Origin of the sequence: Tatumella sp. UCD-D_suzukii (genome assembly GCF_000611875.2) — a bacterium.
Taxonomy (GTDB): domain Bacteria; phylum Pseudomonadota; class Gammaproteobacteria; order Enterobacterales; family Enterobacteriaceae; genus Tatumella; species Tatumella ptyseos.
The window spans coordinates 22,038-43,116 of the sequence record NZ_JFJX01000057.1 but is presented as its reverse complement, the minus strand read 5'-3'; the positions used below and the strand labels follow the sequence as shown (position 1 = coordinate 43,116).

At 51.1% G+C, this 21,079-nt stretch carries 17 protein-coding genes; 16 read left to right on the top strand and 1 reads right to left on the bottom strand.

Annotation, left to right across the window (positions count from 1 at the left end; translation table 11 throughout):
• The first annotated feature begins 363 nt into the window (after positions 1–363).
• Both CG67_RS13585 and CG67_RS13580 read left to right on the top strand, forming a co-directional pair.
• Positions 364–609, top strand: a complete 246-nt coding sequence (locus tag CG67_RS13585; protein WP_025903492.1) for a DUF2543 family protein — start codon at positions 364–366, stop codon at positions 607–609.
• A 330-nt stretch (positions 610–939) separates the two neighbouring features.
• On the top strand, positions 940–1,416 hold the full coding sequence (locus CG67_RS13580; protein ID WP_025903491.1) for a cold-shock protein: 477 nt from the start codon (positions 940–942) through the stop codon (positions 1,414–1,416).
• Between the two features lie 421 nt (positions 1,417–1,837).
• Here CG67_RS13580 and CG67_RS13570 read toward each other — a convergent pair whose 3' ends face one another.
• Entirely contained in the window at positions 1,838–2,536 is a 699-nt protein-coding gene (locus CG67_RS13570; RefSeq protein WP_025903489.1) for an RluA family pseudouridine synthase, read from the bottom strand.
• Between the two features lie 976 nt (positions 2,537–3,512).
• Between CG67_RS13570 and tssB the strand changes: the two genes are divergently transcribed.
• The 14 genes from tssB (at position 3,513) to CG67_RS13495 (ending at position 20,991) form a co-directional block, all read left to right on the top strand.
• Entirely contained in the window at positions 3,513–4,010 is a 498-nt protein-coding gene (tssB, locus tag CG67_RS13565; RefSeq protein WP_025903488.1) for a type VI secretion system contractile sheath small subunit, read from the top strand.
• Positions 4,011–4,043: 33 nt separating this feature from the next.
• A complete protein-coding gene (gene tssC, locus CG67_RS13560) occupies positions 4,044–5,591 on the top strand; it encodes a type VI secretion system contractile sheath large subunit (RefSeq protein ID WP_025903487.1) in 1,548 nt (515 codons plus the stop codon).
• An 18-nt stretch (positions 5,592–5,609) separates the two neighbouring features.
• Positions 5,610–6,947, top strand: coding sequence for a type VI secretion system baseplate subunit TssK (tssK, locus tag CG67_RS13555; protein WP_025903486.1), 1,338 nt, complete (start codon positions 5,610–5,612; stop codon positions 6,945–6,947).
• Positions 6,944–7,597 carry a type VI secretion system protein TssL, short form gene (gene tssL / locus CG67_RS13550; protein WP_025903485.1) on the top strand — a complete coding sequence of 218 codons (654 nt, stop codon included), beginning with the start codon at positions 6,944–6,946 and terminating at the stop codon, positions 7,595–7,597. The genes tssK and tssL overlap by 4 nt, the downstream gene beginning before the upstream one ends.
• Before the next feature lie 3 nt (positions 7,598–7,600).
• A complete protein-coding gene (locus tag CG67_RS13545) occupies positions 7,601–9,322 on the top strand; it encodes an OmpA family protein (RefSeq protein ID WP_025903484.1) in 1,722 nt (573 codons plus the stop codon).
• A 147-nt stretch (positions 9,323–9,469) separates the two neighbouring features.
• Positions 9,470–9,961, top strand: a complete 492-nt coding sequence (locus tag CG67_RS13540; RefSeq protein WP_025903483.1) for an Hcp family type VI secretion system effector — start codon at positions 9,470–9,472, stop codon at positions 9,959–9,961.
• 294 nt (positions 9,962–10,255) lie between these two features.
• Positions 10,256–12,931, top strand: coding sequence for a type VI secretion system ATPase TssH (gene tssH / locus CG67_RS13535; protein WP_025903482.1), 2,676 nt, complete (start codon positions 10,256–10,258; stop codon positions 12,929–12,931).
• A 14-nt stretch (positions 12,932–12,945) separates the two neighbouring features.
• Positions 12,946–13,518 (top strand): hypothetical protein, encoded by a 573-nt coding sequence (locus CG67_RS13530; RefSeq protein WP_025903481.1) that lies wholly within the window; start codon positions 12,946–12,948, stop codon positions 13,516–13,518.
• Positions 13,512–13,979 carry a putative T6SS immunity periplasmic lipoprotein gene (locus CG67_RS13525; RefSeq protein WP_025903480.1) on the top strand — a complete coding sequence of 156 codons (468 nt, stop codon included), beginning with the start codon at positions 13,512–13,514 and terminating at the stop codon, positions 13,977–13,979. Before CG67_RS13530 ends, CG67_RS13525 begins: the two co-directional genes overlap by 7 nt.
• A gap of 305 nt (positions 13,980–14,284) precedes the next feature.
• Positions 14,285–17,005, top strand: coding sequence for a type VI secretion system Vgr family protein (locus CG67_RS13515; protein WP_025903478.1), 2,721 nt, complete (start codon positions 14,285–14,287; stop codon positions 17,003–17,005).
• Positions 17,006–17,009: 4 nt separating this feature from the next.
• Entirely contained in the window at positions 17,010–17,633 is a 624-nt protein-coding gene (locus CG67_RS13510; protein WP_025903477.1) for a type VI secretion system amidase effector protein Tae4, read from the top strand.
• Entirely contained in the window at positions 17,630–18,112 is a 483-nt protein-coding gene (locus tag CG67_RS13505; protein WP_025903476.1) for a hypothetical protein, read from the top strand. The genes CG67_RS13510 and CG67_RS13505 overlap by 4 nt, the downstream gene beginning before the upstream one ends.
• 88 nt (positions 18,113–18,200) lie before the next feature.
• Positions 18,201–20,225 (top strand): lipase family protein, encoded by a 2,025-nt coding sequence (locus CG67_RS13500; RefSeq protein WP_025903475.1) that lies wholly within the window; start codon positions 18,201–18,203, stop codon positions 20,223–20,225.
• Positions 20,218–20,991, top strand: a complete 774-nt coding sequence (locus tag CG67_RS13495) for a hypothetical protein (RefSeq protein ID WP_025903474.1) — start codon at positions 20,218–20,220, stop codon at positions 20,989–20,991. Before CG67_RS13500 ends, CG67_RS13495 begins: the two co-directional genes overlap by 8 nt.
• The last annotated feature ends 88 nt before the right edge of the window (positions 20,992–21,079 follow it).

Sequence of the window (21,079 nt, the reverse complement as noted above, 5' to 3'; positions counted from 1 at the left end):
CCGATTGTTCTCTCTGAGGACGAAAAAGAATGATCTTTACAGGTATCAGAGCCGTGGTAAACGATATTGTTCTACAGGAGTCATAATACCCGATAAGTATTTTCAGGCGGAGTATCCCTGTAAAATCAGACATAGCTGGCCAAAAACTGTTCCAGACATAAGAGAAAATGGCGGTGAAATACTTGCTGATGATGGGCGTTAAACGCCGGGTGCCTCCCTCATGCGGCAATTTTCCTGCACGCAGAGGGCTGCACAGCCTTGCAGTCTCTGACTGCGGGGCGGAAAAAGATAAGAATAATGGTATTATCGTCACCGGCGGCTGCAGGCAGTCGCTGATATCCACTCTTACCCCGGGAATAAATTATGAATAATGACGTATCACTTAAATATTATGACATCGTGGATGAGTACGCGACAGAAACCGAAAAGACTGTTGCCGAAACAGAGCGGGATGCATTGGCACATTATTTTCAGTTGCTGATCAGCCGCCTGAATGACAATCAGGAGATCAGTGAACAAGCCCAGCAAGAGATGGCCGGGGAAGCAGGCATCGCCGCAGAGCGAATCGATGACATTGCTGATTTTCTGAATCGCTGGGGTAATGAGTAATTTCCGCCTCAGTCGGTGTTAAGCCGCGGGGGGTGACCTCCGCATGACCCGGCCTGATGGGAAATAGTTCACCGGGGGCGGACCCCGGGCGTTTATTTCGCCAGTGCCCGAAGGGCTTAGCAGTCTACGGTTTTTGCTGTCTGCCCGTGCCTGTTGTGATGCAGGCAGGGCTGACACAACGCTGATTGACGGGGTGCTTTACTGAAAATTCACCGTTAACCGCCGATTTTCTTCGTACAGACGCCAAAGACGTGGTCATTAGCGGCATTGTATTTTACACTGCGCGCTACGAAACTGAGTAGACAGAAGATTAAGCAGGTACTGACAGCGATGAACGGAACGATCACAACATGGTTCAAAGATAAAGGTTTTGGATTTATCAAAGATGAGAATGGTGATAACCGCTATTTTCATGTGATTAAAGTCGCCAATCCTGAATTGATCAAAAAGGACGCGTCGGTGACTTTTGAACCGACCACCAATAATAAAGGCCTGTCAGCGTATGCGGTGAAGGTTCTGCCGCCAAGCCAGTATATTTATATTGCCGGTGAGCGGGTGAAACTGGCGTCAATTCGCTCTTTTGTCGTCTATAACGAAGAAGTGCCTGCCGATGCGCCGCTGGATAAAGAAAAGAATGTCCTTTCTGTGGGGGCACTGCTGAGTAACATCCGGCCAAAAACGGATATCAAGCCCGGTGAAATGCGTTCACTGAAAAAGCTTGCTATCACCACCTTCCAGGGAAGTACGTTAATCTTCTCGGAAGATGAAATTGATATCGATTACACCGTTAAACTTCTGAAAGTCTGACGACGCGGCTCCCGGTGTTGACCTCTGACGGCCGCACCGGGGGCGCTGAATCACAACCTGTCACAGGATGCCACGCCTGTCCGCCGCGGCAGGAGCTTTGCGTTTATTCTGCGCTGACAAGGAAAGATCTGCAGGGAAATCTATCTCCTGTCACGTTTGTGCGTGTAGCATCCTATTGATATTTTCCTGACTGCCTGACTGCCTGACTGCCTGACTGCCTGACTGCCTGACTGCCTGACTGCCTTCGGGCCAGATTAACCGATTGTCTGAACCGGACGGCGGTGTTTCTGTTCTGAAAGGTCGTAGTCAGGTCCGTGAATAACAGCGGCCCGTCAGGCCCTGATGACCGGCACATATCCTCTGCGGGCAGGGTGCAGGCGGGCCTGCGGGAAGCTTTGTTGCCACGATCAGACTTCTGCCATCAAAAGGGAGCGGGGCAGTGGATCTGCAGAGGGGTGCCATTATCCGGGTGAACAATGTTCAGACTGCTGGCGTGCAGCATCATCCGCGGCGCGTTTTCAGTGCCCGGCCGTCGTTTTCCTCCGTACAGGTCACACCCCAGAATAGGATACCCTGCGGACTGGCAGTGAATACGTAACTGATGCGTCCGCCCGGTTTCAGGCAACAAGTCAACGCGGGTCACCGGCACCTCCTTCCTCTGAGGCAATTCATAATTAAACCGTCCGGTCACACGGTAACGGGAACGGGCAGGTTTGCCCCGGACTTCACACAGCGTCATGCGCGGGAAAAGGGCCGGATCTTTGGCAATCGCTGCGCTGATCACTCCCTTATCCTCCGGCATATGCCCGCAAAGTAGCGCTGTGTACATTTTGCTGACGGTACGTTCGCTGAACTGCCGGCAAAGAGCGGCATTAATGCTCTTATTGCGAGCCACCACCATAATACCGGATGTGCCGAAATCCAGCCGATGGACCAGTGTGCATCCGGGAAACTGTTGCAACAAACGGTAATGGACCGAATCATAATTTTCGGGGTTTTTGCCTGACAGGCTCAACAGTCCTGCCGGTTTATTGATCATCACCATCTGCGCATCCTGCCAGAGGATTTCAATCTCATCCGGGCATGGCGGTGCAATAAAAGTATCAGTAATTTCAGTCATCGGATCACCGGAAAAATCATCGGGGGCGGAGTGTAACTAATTTTTCTGTGTCAGGCGACTTATCCTCATCATCGGCATGTACAGACAGAAGGTCAGCGTGAGGTCCCGGTATCGGCCTGCCAATATGAGTATCCGGTACCGGAGGAAAAGAACCCGAATACGGGACAGAGATCATCCGCAGCGATGCATTCCCGGCGCGGAGTCTCGTTTGGCGATGATCCTATGAAAAAGTCAGGAAAAGTCATAAAACAGAAACCATTAAAACATTAAACATATTTAAAAAATTCACCAATATCTCTCATGATATGAGCCAAAAGGTGCCGGGGGAATTTAAATCATGGGGGTAAATACCAGGAGGAAGGACGGTACGGCATTAGAGTTTATGGCGATGACTTCCCGTTCGGGGCAATACCCATCAGGACTTTATTATTTTTATATTTATATCGTTCAGGTGATATTTATTACATCCTTTTTATAGATCTCTGCATCCCTTCACTTTCCCTTTTTAAATTAATTATTCTTATCATAGCTTGAGAGGAATAATGATACGTTATTCCTGGTTACTGGCGGTTATTTCAGAGGTTTTGTAATCGGTCATTGATTTTTTGCAACTATAAAATCAGGGAGGAATATCGTGCATCTTTAAAAATGAGAACATTTCAGAAACATTCTGTATTAACGATTAATTAATGATATAAATCAATATCACTTAGCATTTGTTATTAAGCTCTGTGTTTTTTGTTTAGTCTGGTTTTATATCCTGATTTTTTGCTCTTTATGTGTGTTTTTGGCTATATCCTTTCGAATTTCAATGAAATCCCTGATTTTTACCGGAGCAAAAAATTCCTGTTAAATTTATTTATTCGTTTTTTTTGAGCTACTTCATTGATTCGTCGTTACTGATTTATTTATTATTTCACCGAAGGGGAAAATCACACCCAAAATACCATGCTGCGATAAACAGAGGGACTTATTCATGGCAGATAGCTTTCAGTCTGAGGTGCCAAAGGCACGGATTAATTTAAAATTAGACCTGCATACCGGTGGGGCGACGAAGAAAACAGAATTACCCTTAAAATTACTGGTTGCTGGCGATTTTAGTCATGGTCAGGAAACGGCATCATTATCAGAGCGCAATAAAGTCAATATTTCCAAAAATAACTTTAATAGCGTTCTTTCCGGGTATTCTCCGGGCGTTAACCTTACCGTTAAAAATACCCTCGCCGATGACGGGAGTGAAGACAATATCAGTCTGACGTTCCGCGACATTAATGACTTCACCCCGGAACAGGTTGCCCGTCAAATTCCGCAACTGAAAGCCATGCTCGCGATGCGCAATTTGCTCCGCGATCTCAAAGCGAATCTTCTGGACAACCAGACTTTCCGGAAAGAACTGGAAAAAGTGCTGCTTGACCCGGCGCTCAGTGCAGAACTGAAAGCTGAACTGTCTGCCCTGGCGACCAAACAGCCGTAACCTGCGGCGTTTATTTAACGGATTAACTGAGGAATGCTGATGTCTGTACAAAATGGAAGTGTCGCCGGCGACGAAAATATCGTACTGGATCGCCCGTCAGCGGGCGGCGTGTACGCCTCCCTGTTTGAAAAAATTAACCTGAGTCCGGTCTCCGGGCTGAGCGCTCTGGATATCTGGCAGGACGCCCAGGCGATGTCTGATGCCAGTGCCGACGAGCGCCTGACGGCGGGGATGCAGGTGTTTCTGGAGTGCCTGAGCAAGGCAGGAGCAAAAGTTGAGAAGCTGGACAAGCACCTGATTGACCACCATATTGCCGGGCTTGATCACCAGATTAGCCGCCAGCTGGATGCGGTGATGCACCATCCGGAGTTTCAGGCGGTGGAAAGCCTGTGGCGCGGGGTTAAATCGCTGGTGGATAAAACAGACTTTCGTCAGAACGTGAAGATCGAGTTGCTGGACCTGTCCAAAGAGGATTTACGCCAGGACTTCGAGGATGCTCCTGAAATCGTCCAGAGCGGACTGTACCTGCAGACATATGTTGCAGAATACGACACCCCGGGGGGAGAGCCGATTGCTGCCCTGGTGTCCGCCTACGAGTTCGACGCCTCTGCACAGGACATGGCGCTGCTGCGTAATATCTCTAAAGTCTCAGCCGCGGCCCATATGCCGTTTATCGGCTCTGCGGGCCCACAGTTCTTTCTGAAAGATTCCATGGAAGAGGTGGCTGCCATCAAGGATATCGGTAACTACTTTGACCGTGCGGAATATATCAAGTGGAAATCCTTCCGTGAGACCGACGATTCCCGCTATATCGGCCTGGTAATGCCGCGCGTCCTGGGCCGTCTGCCATACGGCCCGGATACTCTGCCGGTACGTAGCTTTAACTACGTGGAAGAAGTGAAAGGTCCGGATCATGACAAATACCTGTGGACCAACGCTTCGTTTGCTTTTGCCTCCAACATGGTGCGCAGCTTTATTAACAACGGCTGGTGCGTACAGATCCGCGGCCCGCAGGCGGGTGGCGCGGTGCAGGACCTGCCTATCCACCTGTATGATCTCGGTACCGGTAACCAGGTAAAAATCCCGTCTGAAGTGATGATCCCGGAAACCCGCGAGTTTGAATTCGCAAACCTGGGCTTTATTCCCCTGTCGTACTATAAAAACCGCGACTATGCCTGCTTCTTCTCTGCCAACTCTGCCCAGAAGCCGGCCCTGTACGATACTGCGGACGCGACGGCCAACAGCCGTATCAATGCGCGCCTGCCGTATATCTTCCTGCTGTCGCGTATTGCGCATTACCTGAAGCTCATTCAGCGTGAAAATATCGGAACCACTAAAGACCGGCGTCTGCTGGAACTGGAGTTAAATACCTGGGTGAAAAGTCTGGTCACTGAGATGACGGACCCGGGCGACTCTCTTCAGGCTTCACACCCGCTACGCGATGCAAAAGTCACGGTTGAAGATATCGGGGACAATCCGGGCTTCTTCCGCGTGAAGTTGTACGCGGTACCGCATTTCCAGGTGGAAGGAATGGACGTCAACCTGTCGCTGGTTTCGCAGATGCCGAAAGCCAAATCCTAAGGCGAGGGGAAATCAGGGATGAAGATTTATCGCCCGCTTTGGGAGGACGGGGCTGTACTGGCCCCACAGCAGTTTCAGCAGCAATCCCGCTGGGATGCTTATGTTGCCGATAACGTTGCACGGATGAGCATTGCCCATCCGTGGGGCGTGATAGCCGCAGAATTTGACGATGCCGCGCTGGCATTCTCACGTCTGAATGCTACCCGCCTGGTGGTGCGCTTTCAGGACAGTACGCTGATTGATACGGATCTGGCGGATAACCTGCCGCCGGCCTGTGATCTATCCTCAGCTGCTGATAGCGAAAGTGTGGACGTCGTCGTGGCCCTGCCAATGCTGAGTGCCAGTGGCCGTAACCTGGATGATGGCCGGGACAGCGAACGGCCCCGGCGCTGGAAAGCGGAGCGGGTTGAGGTTCAGGAGCTGGCCGGGCATGAAAGGAGTGAGCTGGCCATTCTGCGCCATGCGGTGACTCTGCGCTTATCCGACCGGGAGAACGGCGCGTATCTGACCTGTCCGGTGGCGCGTCTGGTTCGCAATTCTCAGGGGCTGTGGAGCCGCGACCCCGCCTTCATCCCACCGTTGCTTTCTTTATCTGCCGGACCGCAGCTGATCACTGAACTGGAAGGGCTGCTGGTACGCCTGCAGGCTCGCCGCCGCCGCCTGATGGCGATGCGTCGTGAAAGTAATGAGCGTATGGCGGATTTTGCCGTCGCTGACGTGTCCCTGTTCTGGTTACTGAACGCCCTGAACAGCGCGGAACCGGTACTGACGGAGTTGCTGCAGACCCCGTCACGTCACCCGGAACTCCTGTACCGTGAGCTGACCCGTCTTGCCGGAAGCCTGCTGACGTTTTCCCTGGAGCACGACGCCGGAGATATCCCTGCTTATCAGCACGAGACTCCTGAGCGGGTGTTTGGCCCGCTACTGACCCTGCTCGATAAACTACTGGAAGCCAGTCTGCCGTCGCGGGTGGTGAGTATCCGCCTGGAGCATAACGACCAGATCTGGAAAGGCGCTCTGCATGATGCACGCCTGCGTGAAGGGGCAGATTTCTGGCTCTCGGTGCGTTCCTCTATGCCAAATCATGAGTTGCAGGTGAAATTCCCGCAGTTGTGTAAGGCGGGAAGTTTTGATGACGTTTCCGAGGTGGTCAATGTGGCTCTGAGCGGGATGACCATCAGACCTGTCAGCCACGTGCCGGCAGCGATCCCGTTGCGTCTGGAAAACCAGTACTTTTCGCTGGACCTGAGTACCGAGGCGGCCCGGGCGATGCTGGATATGGGGAGCTGCACTTTCTATACCCCGCGTTCACTGGGGGAGGTGGATCTTGAACTCTTTGCGGTATTGCGCTCATGAATGAATCCGAACAGCGTCAGATTGAACGGATCTTCTCTCCCGGCTGGCTGATGGCCAGCCAGTTGCGTGGCGGTCAGGAAGTCCGTGACGGGGAGAAGCTTTACCGGCGGGCCTGTCGTCTGGTGCAGGATGCCCGTAGTGCACTGACGGACGCAGGTTACAGCGATGTCAGTCGCGACCATATGGTGTATGCCCTGTGTGCATTGCTTGACGAGAGCGTCCTGAACCGTGGGGTCACTGATGATGGTTACCTGACCTGGCACCGGGACCCGTTGCAGGCACATTTCTTTGGCACCCTGAACGCCGGCGAGGAGCTGTGGGAACGTATCCGAAACCTGCTGAAAGAAACCGCTCCGGATACCGCTGTCCTGACCTGTATGTATCGGACCCTGCAACTGGGTTTTGTCGGTCAGTATCGCGCGCAGGATGACGAACGTCGTGAGGATATTGTTCGCGTACTCGGTGAGCGGGTTCCGGCATTTTCACTTGCCCGGGACGCTCCGATAGTTGCCCGGGCTTCCCCTGTCCGCAGTGGCCGCCGTCTGTACTGGATCTCCTGGATCCTCGGGGCAGCAGCGCTGGCGGTACTTTGGTTTTTCCTCTCGTCTTCCCTCACCGAACTGGTGAGTCAGACGGTCAGACCGGGGTAAAGAATGCGTGATATTTACCGGAGTCTGTTAACCACCCTGGCAGGCCTGCTGACGCTATGGCTGATCCTGGGCTTCTGGCCGCTGTCGGTCGGGAGCCGTATAGCGCTCAGTCTGCTGGTCATTCTGGTGTGCGGAGTGATGCTCTGGCGTGAGCACCGTATATCTCAGCCGCGCGGACCGGCACTCATAGACAGGCCGGATGAGAGCCTGCCCCCGGAAGACTTTCAGGGGGCGGTCATTCTGGTGTGTGGCGATAACAGTGCGCTGTTTGCTGAGTCAGCACAGCATATCGAAACCCGTCAGAGCTGGTATCTGCGGGTCAACGATGCAGAACAGCTGCCTTTGCTGACCCGGCACCTGAGTCAGGTCCGCCCGGCGCTGGTATCACAACTTTCTGTATTGCTGGCGGTATTGCCTGAACGCCATACCTCAGACGTCGATTTCACCCGGACTTTTCGCGGCTGGCAGCGGGCGGTGGTACAGAGCAGGGCAGCCTCTGGCCGCTTCCTGCCTTTCTGGATCGTGGTCTGGCTGTCACCGCCACCCGCCTGTGCGGATGCGGAACCGATCTGGTTTTCCACTGCCAGTCAACGGGCAGAGCTCCGGGTCCATCAGCCGGGTCAGGGCAATCTGTCGCTGACGGACTGGATACGGGAAACACCTGCGGGCGGGCAATTTTCCCGTTTGAGCCAGGGACTGTGGCTTGACAGCGGACTCGCCTGGATGAACTGCGCAGTCAACAGCCTGCTGTCGGGCTCCCCGGCAGAACGGCATGTCCTGAAACCCTGCATGCAGGGGCTGTGCATGGTACCGGTGGCGGGGCTTGCCGGTAATCTCTGGCAGCAACATATCACCACAGTCACTGCGCTGCCGCCGGAGGTGACTGAAAATACCGGACCTTTGCCGCTGCCTGAAGCACTTTTTCCGGCGCTGCCGCGCCGTCGGGGGATCAGCCGCCGTATGCTGTTCTGGCGTAATGCCGGACTGCTGGCAGGCATTTTTCTCTTGCTGGCGATGCTGGCCTCTTACTTCAACAACCAGCGGCTGGTTCGTAATGTGAGTGACCATCTGGCGCTCTATTACCATCTGGAGGGGCACCCGGCAGAGCCGAAACTCCGTGCACAGCAGCGTCTGCGCGCCGACAGTGCCCTGCTGGATGAATGGCAGCGCCGCGGCGAACCGGTACGCTACCGGCTGGGGCTGTATCAGGGAATGCATCTGGTATCGGTGGTGGAAGGGGCTGTAAACGACTGGGCGCCGCCATTGCCATCGCCGTCGTCACCACTTCCTGTCACCAAAACAATGGTTCAGGAACCGAAAAACATCCGCCTCGACAGCATGTCGCTGTTCGATTCCGGTCAATCAACCCTGAAAGCGGGCTCCACCAAAATGCTGGTTCACTCGCTGCTGGATATTAAAGCGAAGCCGGGCTGGCTGATTGTGGTATCCGGTCACACGGATAACACCGGCAATCCCAAACTGAATCAGACGCTGTCCCTGAAACGTGCCGAAGCGGTACGGGACTGGATGCGTGACACCGGCGATGTGCCGGAAAGCTGTTTTGCGGTGCAGGGCTATGGTGAAAGCCGCCCCATCGTGACCAATGACACTCCGGAAGGGCGAGCACTCAACCGCCGTGTCGAAATCAGTCTGGTAGCGCAGGCTAACGCCTGTCAGATACCGGGCAAACCCTCTGCGTCATCACAGGATGATGACGCTTCTTAAAGTAAGATACACACAATCATTCAGGCTGGATCGTGGTGGCCTCTGAATGCGTACCCGGGAACAGGGAACACTCTGTCACCGGGGAAAGTGAAGGTAGCCAGCACAGAGGCAGCCTGAAGGAGGAAGTGTATAAATGGAGAAATTATCATGGCAATACCTGTTTATCTTTGGCTGAAAGACGATGGCGGTGCAGACATTAAAGGCTCTGTTGACGTTCAGGATCGCGAAGGCAGTATCGAAGTGGTCGCTCAGGAACATAATCTGTACATCCCGACCGACAACAACACCGGTAAGCTGACCGGTACCCGTATCCATACGCCGTTCCTGTTCACAAAGGAAATCGATGCCTCCAGCCCGTACCTTTACAAAGCGGTAACGACCGGTCAGACCCTCAAATCTGCAGAGTTCCGGTGGTACAAAATCAACGATGCCGGTCAGGAAGTGGAGTACTTCAACACCAAACTTGAAAACGTGAAAGTGGTGAAGGTGAACCCTGAAATGTACGACGTGAAAGACCCCTCGAAAGAGAAACACAACCACCTGGAGCGCGTAGAGCTGCGCTACGAGAAAATCACCTGGACCTACAAAGACGGCAACATCATTCATTCCGATTCGTGGAATGAACGCGCCACCGCCTGATTACGCGTCATATTTCGCGCTGTAGCGGCGTTGGCTGTGTTTATGCCCCCCGGTGACGTCCTTGTCAGTCATCGGGGATGCACTCGCCTGCCGCCTTGCCACAACACGAACTATTTAGTGTAACCGCCTGACGGGCAGCCCGTTCTGCCCGTTTTTTCTTTGCTGAACGCCTGCGTGACGGGCCTTGAGCAAAGAACCCAATAATCTGCCTGACCGACCCTATGCGCTTTGGTCCCCTGAACGGGAAGCAGCGAAGGGCGGTAGCATGTCCGGAAGCCATTAAGAGAGAGAAACATGGAAAACCCAGCCATCCTGTTACGTCGTCTGAATCCGTATTGCGCCCGGGCACTGGAAGGTGCCGCCTCCCTGTGTCAGACCCGCGCCCATGCAGAAATTCAGCCTGAGCACTGGCTGCTGAAACTGCTGGAGCAGGGCGAAGGTGACCTGACGGTGCTGGCCCGCCGCTATGAATGGGATATGGATACACTCTGGCAGGACTTGCTGGCCTGGCTGGATAAGCAACCTCGTTCGGTACGCAGCCGTCCGCAGCTCTCTGACCCTATGCAGAGCCTGCTGCAGGAGGCCTGGCTGCGGGCTTCTCTTGCCGGAGAGGAGAGGATCCGTGGTATTCACCTGCTGATGGCCCTGACCGGTAAACCGGAGCTGCTGCGTTGTGACGGCCTGTGGCCGATGCTGACTCTGGCGCAATACCAGCTGGAACATCTGCGCCCTTTACTCGACGCACAGTCGGATGAACGTCCGGACGTGCAGCAGGAGGCCGGACTGGCCCGGACGGAAGGGGAGGCGAACATAGCGGACTGCCCTGCAGAGGCAACAGAAAGTACGGATGGTCTGAAGACCGGCAAGCTGAGCCCGGCACTGCAGAACGCGCTGGATAAATTCACACTCGATGTCACCGCTAAAGCCAGGGACGGGAAGATTGACCCGGTGTTTGGCCGCGATACGGAGATCCGCCAGATGGTGGATATTCTCTCGAGGCGTCGAAAAAATAACCCGATCCTGGTCGGTGAGCCGGGCGTCGGTAAAACGGCGCTCGTTGAAGGCCTGGCACTCCGTATCGCCGAAGACAATGTGCCGGACAGCCTGAAAACGGTGGTATTGCGCACCCTCGACCTCGGTCTGCTGCAGGCGGGGGCGGGTGTAAAAGGTGAATTTGAGCAGCGGCTGAAAAATGTCATCGATGCGGTACAGCAGTCACCGGTGCCCATCCTGCTGTTTATCGATGAAGCACACACCATTATCGGCGCGGGTAATTCCGCGGGCGGCGCGGATGCGGCCAACCTGCTGAAACCGGCACTGGCCCGGGGCGAGCTGCGTACCATCGCGGCCACAACCTGGAGTGAGTACAAGCAGTATTTCGAACGCGATGCCGCACTGGAACGCCGCTTCCAGAGGGTCAGCGTGGATGAGCCGGACGACGAGACGGCCTGCCTGATGCTCAGAGGACTGAAATCCCGCTATGCGGAACACCACGGGGTACACATTACCGATGATGCAGTACGTGCCGCCGTCACGCTGTCGCGCCGCTATCTGACCGGACGCCAGTTGCCGGATAAGGCCGTTGATTTACTGGATACCGCTGCGGCGCGTGTGCGAATGAGCCTGGATACCGTGCCGGAAGCTATCATTCGCCTGAAAGCACAACTGACGGCGCTGGCGCTGGAAGAACAGGCGCTGCTGGGCGATATAGCTGCCGGAGGTCACCAGCAGGACGACCGTCTGAGCCTGATCGGGCAGCAGCGCACACAGCTTGAAACCCGCCTGCAGCAACAGGAAACCCGGTTCGAGCAGGAAAAAGTGATTGTGCAGGCGCTGATGGCCTGTCGCCAGCTCGCTCACTCAGAGGACAACTGTCATCAGTCAGACATCCGTCACCTGCAACAGCAACTGGATAACGTACAGCAGGATGAGGCGTTGCTCCGGATTGATGTGGACACCCGTACCGTGGCCAGCGTGATTGCTGACTGGACGGGGGTACCGCTCTCCTCATTAATGAAGGATGAACAGACCGAACTGCTGACCCTGGAAGATGAAATCGGTAAACGTGTGGTCGGCCAGGGCACCGCCCTTAACGCCATCGCTCAGCGGCTGCGTGCCGCGAAAACCGGGCTGACGTCTGAAAATGGTCCGCAGGGGGTGTTTCTGCTGGTCGGGCCGAGCGGCACGGGTAAAACCGAAACCGCGCTGGCGCTGGCCGATGTGCTGTACGGCGGGGAGAAATCCCTGATCACCATCAACCTGTCGGAATACCAGGAGCCGCACACCGTTTCCCAGCTAAAGGGCTCACCGCCGGGGTATGTGGGCTATGGTCAGGGCGGGATCCTCACCGAGGCCGTGCGCAAGCGTCCGTACAGTGTGGTGCTGCTCGATGAAGTGGAAAAGGCCCACCGGGATGTCATTAACCTGTTTTATCAGGTATTTGACCGGGGTTTTATGCGTGACGGTGAAGGGCGCGAAATCGACTTCCGTAACACCGTGATCCTGATGACGTCTAACCTTGGCAGCGATCACATTATGCAGCTGTCAGATGAACAACCCGGGGCCAGCGAAGGGGCGTTGCAGGAGATGCTGCGCCCGATCCTGCGCGACCACTTCCAGCCTGCGTTGCTGGCCCGCTTCCGGACGGTGATATACCGACCGTTAGGCACAGCGGCGATGCGTACTATCGTGGAAATGAAGCTCGGGCAGGTGAGCCAGCGGCTGCACCGCCACTACGGCCTGATCACCCATATCGACGACAGCCTGTATGACGCCCTGACTGCAGCCTGCCTGCTGCCGGACACCGGGGCGCGTAACGTCGACAGCCTGCTGAATCAGCAAATTCTGCCGGTGCTGAGTCAGCAACTGCTGAGCCATATGGCAGCGAAGCAGAAGCCACACTCCCTGACGCTCAGCTGGGATGAGGAAGATGGCATTGGGCTTGAATTTTCAGGCGCGTCTGAAAGCTAACCCGGAGGCAGGGAATGTCCATTCATGATGCCAGTAAGAAAAAGAAGCACGACAAGAAACAGGAAGATGATCCCGTCAGAAAACTGACGACCGGAGAAATCGCCTTAGCCAGAACGGTATTTGGTAACAGGATCGATTACGAAAAGGTGAAAATTCATTATGGCAGTTATCTGCCATTTGGATTGCAGGCCGGGAATGTGGCAATGACACCTAATGGTGAGCTGTATTTTCGTACCACGTTATACAGAGAGGATTTTTCTCAGACACTGGATGACCTTCAGCATCTCTTCATTCATGAGATGAGTCATGTCTGGCAGCGGGCGAGAGGAATGAATGTGATTGGCCGGGGACTGGTGAGCTGGATGGTCAGTTATCGCTATACACTTGATGGTCGTTTGTTGAGTGAGTATCCAATGGAACAACAGGCGCAGATTATTGCAGATAATTTTACGTTACAAACCCAGGGATACAAGGTGTGGCATCGATTGTGGGGCGGTAAAAATCCAACCATCACTCTTGATGGTGATACTACTGAGTCAGTGGTACGCAAACAATACAAAATTGCATTGCGGGGGTTTCCATGGTGAAAGTACATGGTTTTCGTATGTTTTGTTCGGTTGTTCTTTCTGGTGTATGTCTGGTGATATTAACCGGATGCCCGGGTCCGGGGGATAGGTTTATCCTCCATGAAACCACATCTGTTAGCAAGCAGGGAAAAAATGTATGTTTTAACGTTAATGATGCTCAGGATTACCAACCTGCTGATATAGGAATAAATCCACGAGGAACCCCCTCGAAGGAAAAGGATTTTAATTTTTCCCCGGGCCTCACCATCTCTGATGGGAAATTATGTATTCCACCTTCTTTTTATCATTTCCCTGATGATGGGCGATTCATTGTTGAATATATATTAATTTCAAAGAAACATGATGATGAACCACGGAAGTTCGTTGTCGGCGTGGGGATAAATCATGGGGAGGTTTACAATTTTCCGTTGACCGATCGTGAAATTGCCAGGCCGTATGGTTCAATTAAAGTTTCTGAATAATATCCCGGTATAAAGTAATGAAGGTTTTTATCTTTATAGCTTTAGTAATGGTGGGAGTACTGTTTCTGCCGAATACCTATTTTTACACATTCGTAAAGCACTTTATCCCCATTAGTGGCGACGGTGAATACGGCATGAACAGTTTTGAAATGACCCTTTTGCTGATGAAAATTCTCGTCTGCACCCCCGGGGCCGGAGCCGTAATCACGCTTTTTCGTACTCGCTGAGTACCCCTGATTAAACCTGTTACCTTGCCCGTCGGCAAGAAAATCATGGACAGCAGGTTATCCCATGGAGTCAATATCATGAGTCTGACAGATACGCTTAAGAACACCCTGTCTGCGCTAACTGAAGGCGGACTGAACCGCTACCGTCTGGATATTCCGTCCTGCACAGCCTCACTGGATGTGGAAGAGTTTAACGGTAAGGAGTTCATGAGTGAGCTTTACCATTACAATATTATCTTTGCCAGTAGTGACCAGAATATCAGTTCAGCGCAACTGTTGACCAGGCCTGCCACGCTGGCCATGGGAACAGGACCACTGATGGGGCTGACCGGGCAGAAAGTGGTGCATGGTGTGGTGACACATTTTAAGCGTATCAGTGGTTCTCGCGACCAGGCGACGTACCAGATAATTATTGAGCCGTTCCTGGCGCTGTTGCGCAATCAGTTCCGTACTCACCGCTTTTTTGTCAACAAGTCGGTGCCGGAAGTGGTGGCGGAGGTGCTCACTGAGCATGGCCTGAAAGACTGGGAGTATGAGTTCACGCTGAAAGAGGATTACCCGAAGCGGGAGCAGATTAACCAGTACCGGGAAAGCGATCTCGCCTTTATTGAACGTCTGCTGGCTGAGGTGGGGATTTTTTACTTCTTTACCCTGCAACCGGATACGCAGACAGAAGTGGTGCACTTTGCGGACAAACAGAGTGCCTGGACATTCGGTAAAACGCTGCCACTGAGCAGCCCTTCGGGTACGAATGACAACGGCACGGATTCGGTATGGGGCGTACAGGTCTTACACAACGTGGCGGAACGCTCGGTGACGGCCAGCGACTATAATCCCCGCGACGCCGGGAACATCCTGACCTCTGTTCCGGCGGACATGACCGGGGGAGACGGCGAGGGGAACACCTACGGTGATGTGTACCATCACCGGCCGCGCCACCTTGAGCGTGGTGACAAAATTACCCCGCAAGCCGAAACCGGTAACTTTTGGGCACGTCTGGATCACGAGCGTTTCCTGTCAGGCCAGACCACGGTGACGGGCTGTAGCACGGACCACACCCTGGGTCCGGCACAGGTACTGACTATTACCGAAATAGCTATCCCGCCAACATTACCCCGTGAAACGGAAAACGGTCTCGTCATCATCAGCACCGGTTACTTTGCCAGCCGTAAAAATGCCCTGCAGGTGCAATGGATGGCGATGCCATACTACGAGAACCGTTGCTGGCGTCCGGCGGAGAAAAAGCGGCCGGTCATCAGCGGTACCCTGATGGCGCGCGTGACCAGCGCCAGAGAGAACGATATTTATGCCTGGCAGGATGCCTCCGGCATGTACCGGGTGAAATTCGATGCCGACTGTGACGATAAACGTCAGGGCATGGAAAGTATGCCGGTACGTTTCGCGAAGCCTTACGCGGGTGACAAGTACGGGTTTCACTTCCCGCTGATACAGGGCACGGAGGTGGCGATTGCCTTCCACGAAGGCGACCCGGATCGCCCGTATATCGCCCATGCCCTCCACGACTCCCGCCATGTCGACCAGGTTACGGAAGCCAACAGCACACGCAATGTTATCCGCACGGCAGGTCTGAACAAACTGCGTATGGAGGATAAACGCGACGAAGAGCATATCAAGCTCAGTACGGAATACGGCGGCAAAACCCAGCTCAATTTAGGGCATAACGTCAACGCAGACCGGGAACTTCGTGGTGAAGGGGCAGAACTGAGAACGAATGACTGGGTCAGTGTTCGCGGCGGAAAGGGTATTTTACTCACTGCTGATATTCAGCCGGATGTCGGCAGCAAAATGCTTGAAATGGATAGCGCTGTTGAACAACTTGAGCAGGCACTCACGCTGGCAAGAAGTCTGCAGGTTGCGGTGAAAAAGGCAAAAGCGACGTTATCCGATACCGAAAGCCAGAAAACTCTTAACAGTTCACTGAAATATCTCAAAACGCCGGGAATGGTGGCGAGTGCACCGGCCGGAATTGGTATTCTCAGCCCTGAAACTGTCCGGCTGGCTTCCGGGCGGGCAAGTATTGGCCTGATGTCCGGGAAAAATACGGATATCAGTGCCGGACAGTCTTTCACTGTAGCAGCCAGCGAATCGGTAAGTTTGTTTGCGCAGACTGCAGGAATGAAAATGTATGCCGGGGCAGGGGCGGTTGATATTCAGGCACAAGCAGATGCTATGAATGTTTCTGCACTACAGGACATCACCATCACCAGTGGTCAGGGAAGTATACAGGTCAATGCCAGTCAGGAACTGGTTTTAAGTTGCGGGGGTGCTTATATAAAGCTTAGCGGCGGTAATATTGAACTGGGATGTCCGGGAAATATTTTGCTCAAATCCGCAAATGTCAGTCAGACCGGACCTGCCAGTTTAGATACTCCACCTGTCACTTTTCCTAAAGGGTATTCTGGCACCTTCACTGTCAAAGATATGGAAACAGGTGAAATCAAACCATTCACTAAATACGTAGTTACCTCTGCAGAGGGCGATATTTTTGAAGGGATGACGGATGCATCAGGGAAGACCGTGCAACTTAATTCATCAATGCCAGGCAAAATGAAAATTAAATTCCCGGATATGTTGAGTGATGAACAATTCAGGGTAATCGATAAGTCGACAGGAACGCCTGTCTCCGGTTATGCATACTTTATTATTGCAGAAAGTGGTGAATCAGTATCTGGTTACACTGATAATAATGGAGAAACCCAACGAATTGAGACAAAAGAGGAGTCTTCTGTTGAAGCTTTCTGGGGAGAAGATGCACTTGAAAGAATGAGCAGGAGTTAAAATAATGCCTAACGAAAAAACAGTAGCTAAAACGAATGGTACGTCTAACTCACAAAAAAGTGTGTCATTAAAGGTTATTACATTCGATGAATTATGGTCGGCTTATCCTTCCGGTAAGATTGAACATATTGACCCGTCAGGTAAAAAAGATGTTTTTTCCGATCATTGTGCAATAAATGTCAGTGATGCTCTTTATCAATGTGGCATCCTTATGAAAACTTTCAGAAAAACCCGTTGTTGGAATTGTCCGACACCTGATCCAACGACGAAAAAGGGGATACACGCTATCAGGGCTGAAGAGTTGAGTGGATATCTTAAAACTCGCCCTTTTGCGGGGTGTCCTGTTCCGGTGAAATTGAACGGGAAAACTTTCAAGGAGAATGTCGAGGGGAAGACCGGTATTATCTTTTTTAAGGATTACTGGCTGAGAGGGAATGAACGGACTCCAACAGGGGATCACATCGATTTATGGAATAAAAGTAAATTAGCGGGTAGTGGTACATTAGCTTCTTATCTTCGGGTTAACTTCCCTAATGCAACAGAGAGTATTTCTGGTCTCTTTGGTTCAGATACCAGAATCACATCGCTTGAGAAAGCTATCGAAGTGTTATTTTGGGAAGTAAAATGAAAAGTAAAATAATAACCGGGCTAGGTTCGATGATAGCTCTATTATATACACTGCTGATGATTTTGACTGTGGGTGGATTTGAGCGGGTGGGCGTGATTAATAATGCTATAGATTTCCTTGATTTTGGAAGTGGTAATATTTATGGTGTCATTTTGTTTGTTTTCTTTGTGGCTACGTTAGTGCTTTACTATATTGCCATATCAAAAAATAAGAGCAATATTATAGGGGGGGTGTTAATTGTTTCATTTGTTATCGGTACTATCTTGTTAATGTTGGTTATTAAAGTTCATCCAATGCATAAATATCTTTTTGATTTCTATATGACCTGGTTTTATCATGGGGTGCTTTATGAAGGGGAAGATAAGATACCACAGGTCTTTTCATTCATTTCACGACTCATGACTTTTTGCTTCTTCTGCGGAAGTGTTATTTCATTCTTTATCATAAAATATATTAATCGAAATATGATTAAGATATAAAATAAATTCACGTCGTTATTTGCTCTTGGGCATAATTAAATAATGGGAAATGTAAAATAAAAACTTATAAGGATAGAGGTTTAATTATATGGTTAAAAATTCACTATTTACGTCTGTAACACATACTGACGCTGATGTTATGACCGGGCAGCAGAAACCGTATTGGGTTGAAATTCAATTGGTTGATGAGCAGAATGGTCCCGTGGCAAATATGGCATGGACCGTAGAAAGTGCTCATCCTGTTTCCGGACCGGTGGATAAATTTACGTATAGAGGTCGGAGCGATGCTGATGGGCTAATCAGGGTCGACATGCCGCACGGTCTGGAGCTGAGACTGACGTTAGACGGTAATCAACTGGCAACGGAAATGGAAAAGCGTTCTTTACGTGTTAGCCGCGATGCAGAAAATGATTCTATTGTGCGTCCTGAAGCCGAAGAGAACGGATATATCTGGCATTATGCCGTTATCGGTGAACTTTGTCAGAGCTCACCAAACCTGGAATTGAGACAAGCGGAGATGTTACCCGCATACCACTTCCCTGCAAAAACAGCCTTTAAGGGAGTTAAATTTCGCACAAATGAACTGGAAAAACGTCATGTAATTGAAATATGCCCTTTCAGGGCCTGGGAGCTTGTGCTGCACCACCAAAAGGAGTATTCCATTGCGAATGGAATTAATCTGGGGGCAGCAGCAACGCTCGCTTATGCTGATAACAGTACTCTGGATACTGTTTCAATTATGCGTTTCTTTATTAACCAGTGCCAGGATCTATCCCGCTTACCTCAGCTTTACAAAGATGGTTTTGCATGGAATACGCTGGTGCAGGATGTTCCATTTAGTCAGAGATATTATCCCCCGGTCTTTATGGATACCTCACGGGATACTTCATCTAAAACTGATGAGAAAAATAAAAATAATACTACAGCACAGGCAGACAATCCTGTAACAAAGGCAGACGGTGATACGCAGCTTTATTATGTCTATAATGCGGATAAGGTGATCATTGCCTGGCGTGGCACAGCCAGTTTGTTTGATGTGGGGACGGATCTTGCATTCAGACCGGTAAGTTCTGAAGTTTGTGATAAAGTTAAAACGCAATGTTCTACGTTAATTCCTGCCGGGAAAGTACATACCGGGTTTTGGAGTGGATACAAAAGAGTTGATAAAAAATTCAGTAAAGAAATATCAAAGTTGGAGCAATTAGCCGGTGAAAGAAAACTTTTTACTTGTGGTCATAGTTTAGGGGGCGCATTGGCATTAATCAATTCGGCAAAATTAAAAGATATTAATCCAATACTTTACACTTATGGAATGCCACGAACCTTTACCCGCGATGCCGTAATGCAATTATCAGAGATTACTCATTTTCGCCATATTAATGATAATGATCCGATCCCTGCGGTCCCGGCAGAAGCCAACCTGGATAATGAGCTATATAAACTCTGGGGATGGTTCGGAGGAACGCTGGGCTTTTTCTGGTCCTTGGGTCAACTCGTTGTCCACCAGATGGTTGCCTGGGGGGATTGCTTCTGGCACCACGGCAATACGGTAGCCTTTCTCACGGTAACCCAGAGTCGTGAATGGAAAGAGTGTAAGAGATCCCTCCCAACCCCGGCGGGGTGTATTGCCATCAGAAAGTTGCTTCCGATCAAAGCTAAACTCTATCTGGTGCCCGCTCTGGCACAACAAGATATGCAGCAGGCGGGCCAGAAGCAGAAAGAATTCAACGCGTCACTGTCACCGGTGGATTTAGCTGAATTTTTCCCCAAAGGTAGTAATCCGGACAGAGGGGTTAATTTAAAATTTTTTGAACACTTTATGACCTCCTATATGCCATACATGTGCAACAAGCTTCTTGAATTGATTGATAACGCCGGAATAGTGGAAAAAAGGACCTTTACTGAGCATCTGTATAACGTTGATTCATTCAGGGAGCAGATGGCAGAATATAAAAATGATGTACCGGATAAAGAGTTAGCAAGGAATGATATTTTTCTTAATATAGAAGGACTGCTTGGTGTATCGCTTATCCCGACGTTATCTATGCCGTCTGGTCACGATACCCTTTTACGATTTGCTAAATACCAGGAAGAGGTAATGGAAAATGTATAATTCATCAAAATTTATTCTGTTTACGCTGATGTTGTTTTCCCTGACAGGATGCAGCATTAGCAGGCCAGCAAACAAAACATTAGCCCCGCCGGCGGATACCAAATGGATCAATATTGAAATAAAAAATCCCTCTCAGTATACGGAACCGTTTCCTCTCGGGGTCAGATATATCTCGTATGAATGCAGGAAAAAAAGAATCAGTGGATTTGATGGCTCAGTGATCAGTGAGCCTTCTTATAACGTTATCAGGATCCCCATGCAGCAGGAGGACGGTGATATCTGGAAAGCAAAAGTCGCTATGACCGGGGGTGGCTCATGTAAATGGAGCCTGAGTGCGGTCACGTTAGGTATAAACTATACTGATGCGACACACCTTGGCAAAGACCTTGTACCCGGAACGGCGGTAGGGGTGACGCTTGCTTTTGATAGTGATGCCTCACGCGATGGGTACTATAGAGCTGTGTATGGAAATTTGAAATTATCGCCAAAATATTATCCTTATATAATAAGGTGGAGGTTGATTCGTAACAGAAATGATTTAACTCTTTTAGGTAGTCATGATTTTTTATTATATTATATCACTGATACAAGAAATGTTACATTTGAGCCATTAATAGATGAGGGTAAAATTATTCAATATATTGAGCCTGAAAAAAAAGTAGAAGGAGTTCATTCCAGGATAATATACCCGGATGGCAGTATTGTTTCCGACGGGACTGTCTTTCCGAGTTTTGATAAAGTCGATAAAATGAAGGTGGGTAAATAGAAGTGACGGATATTTCCTTTAATTCTTCCCCAGTCAATTAACTTATAGAGCTTATGCGTAAGTACTATGATTTCGCGATTTGCTAAAT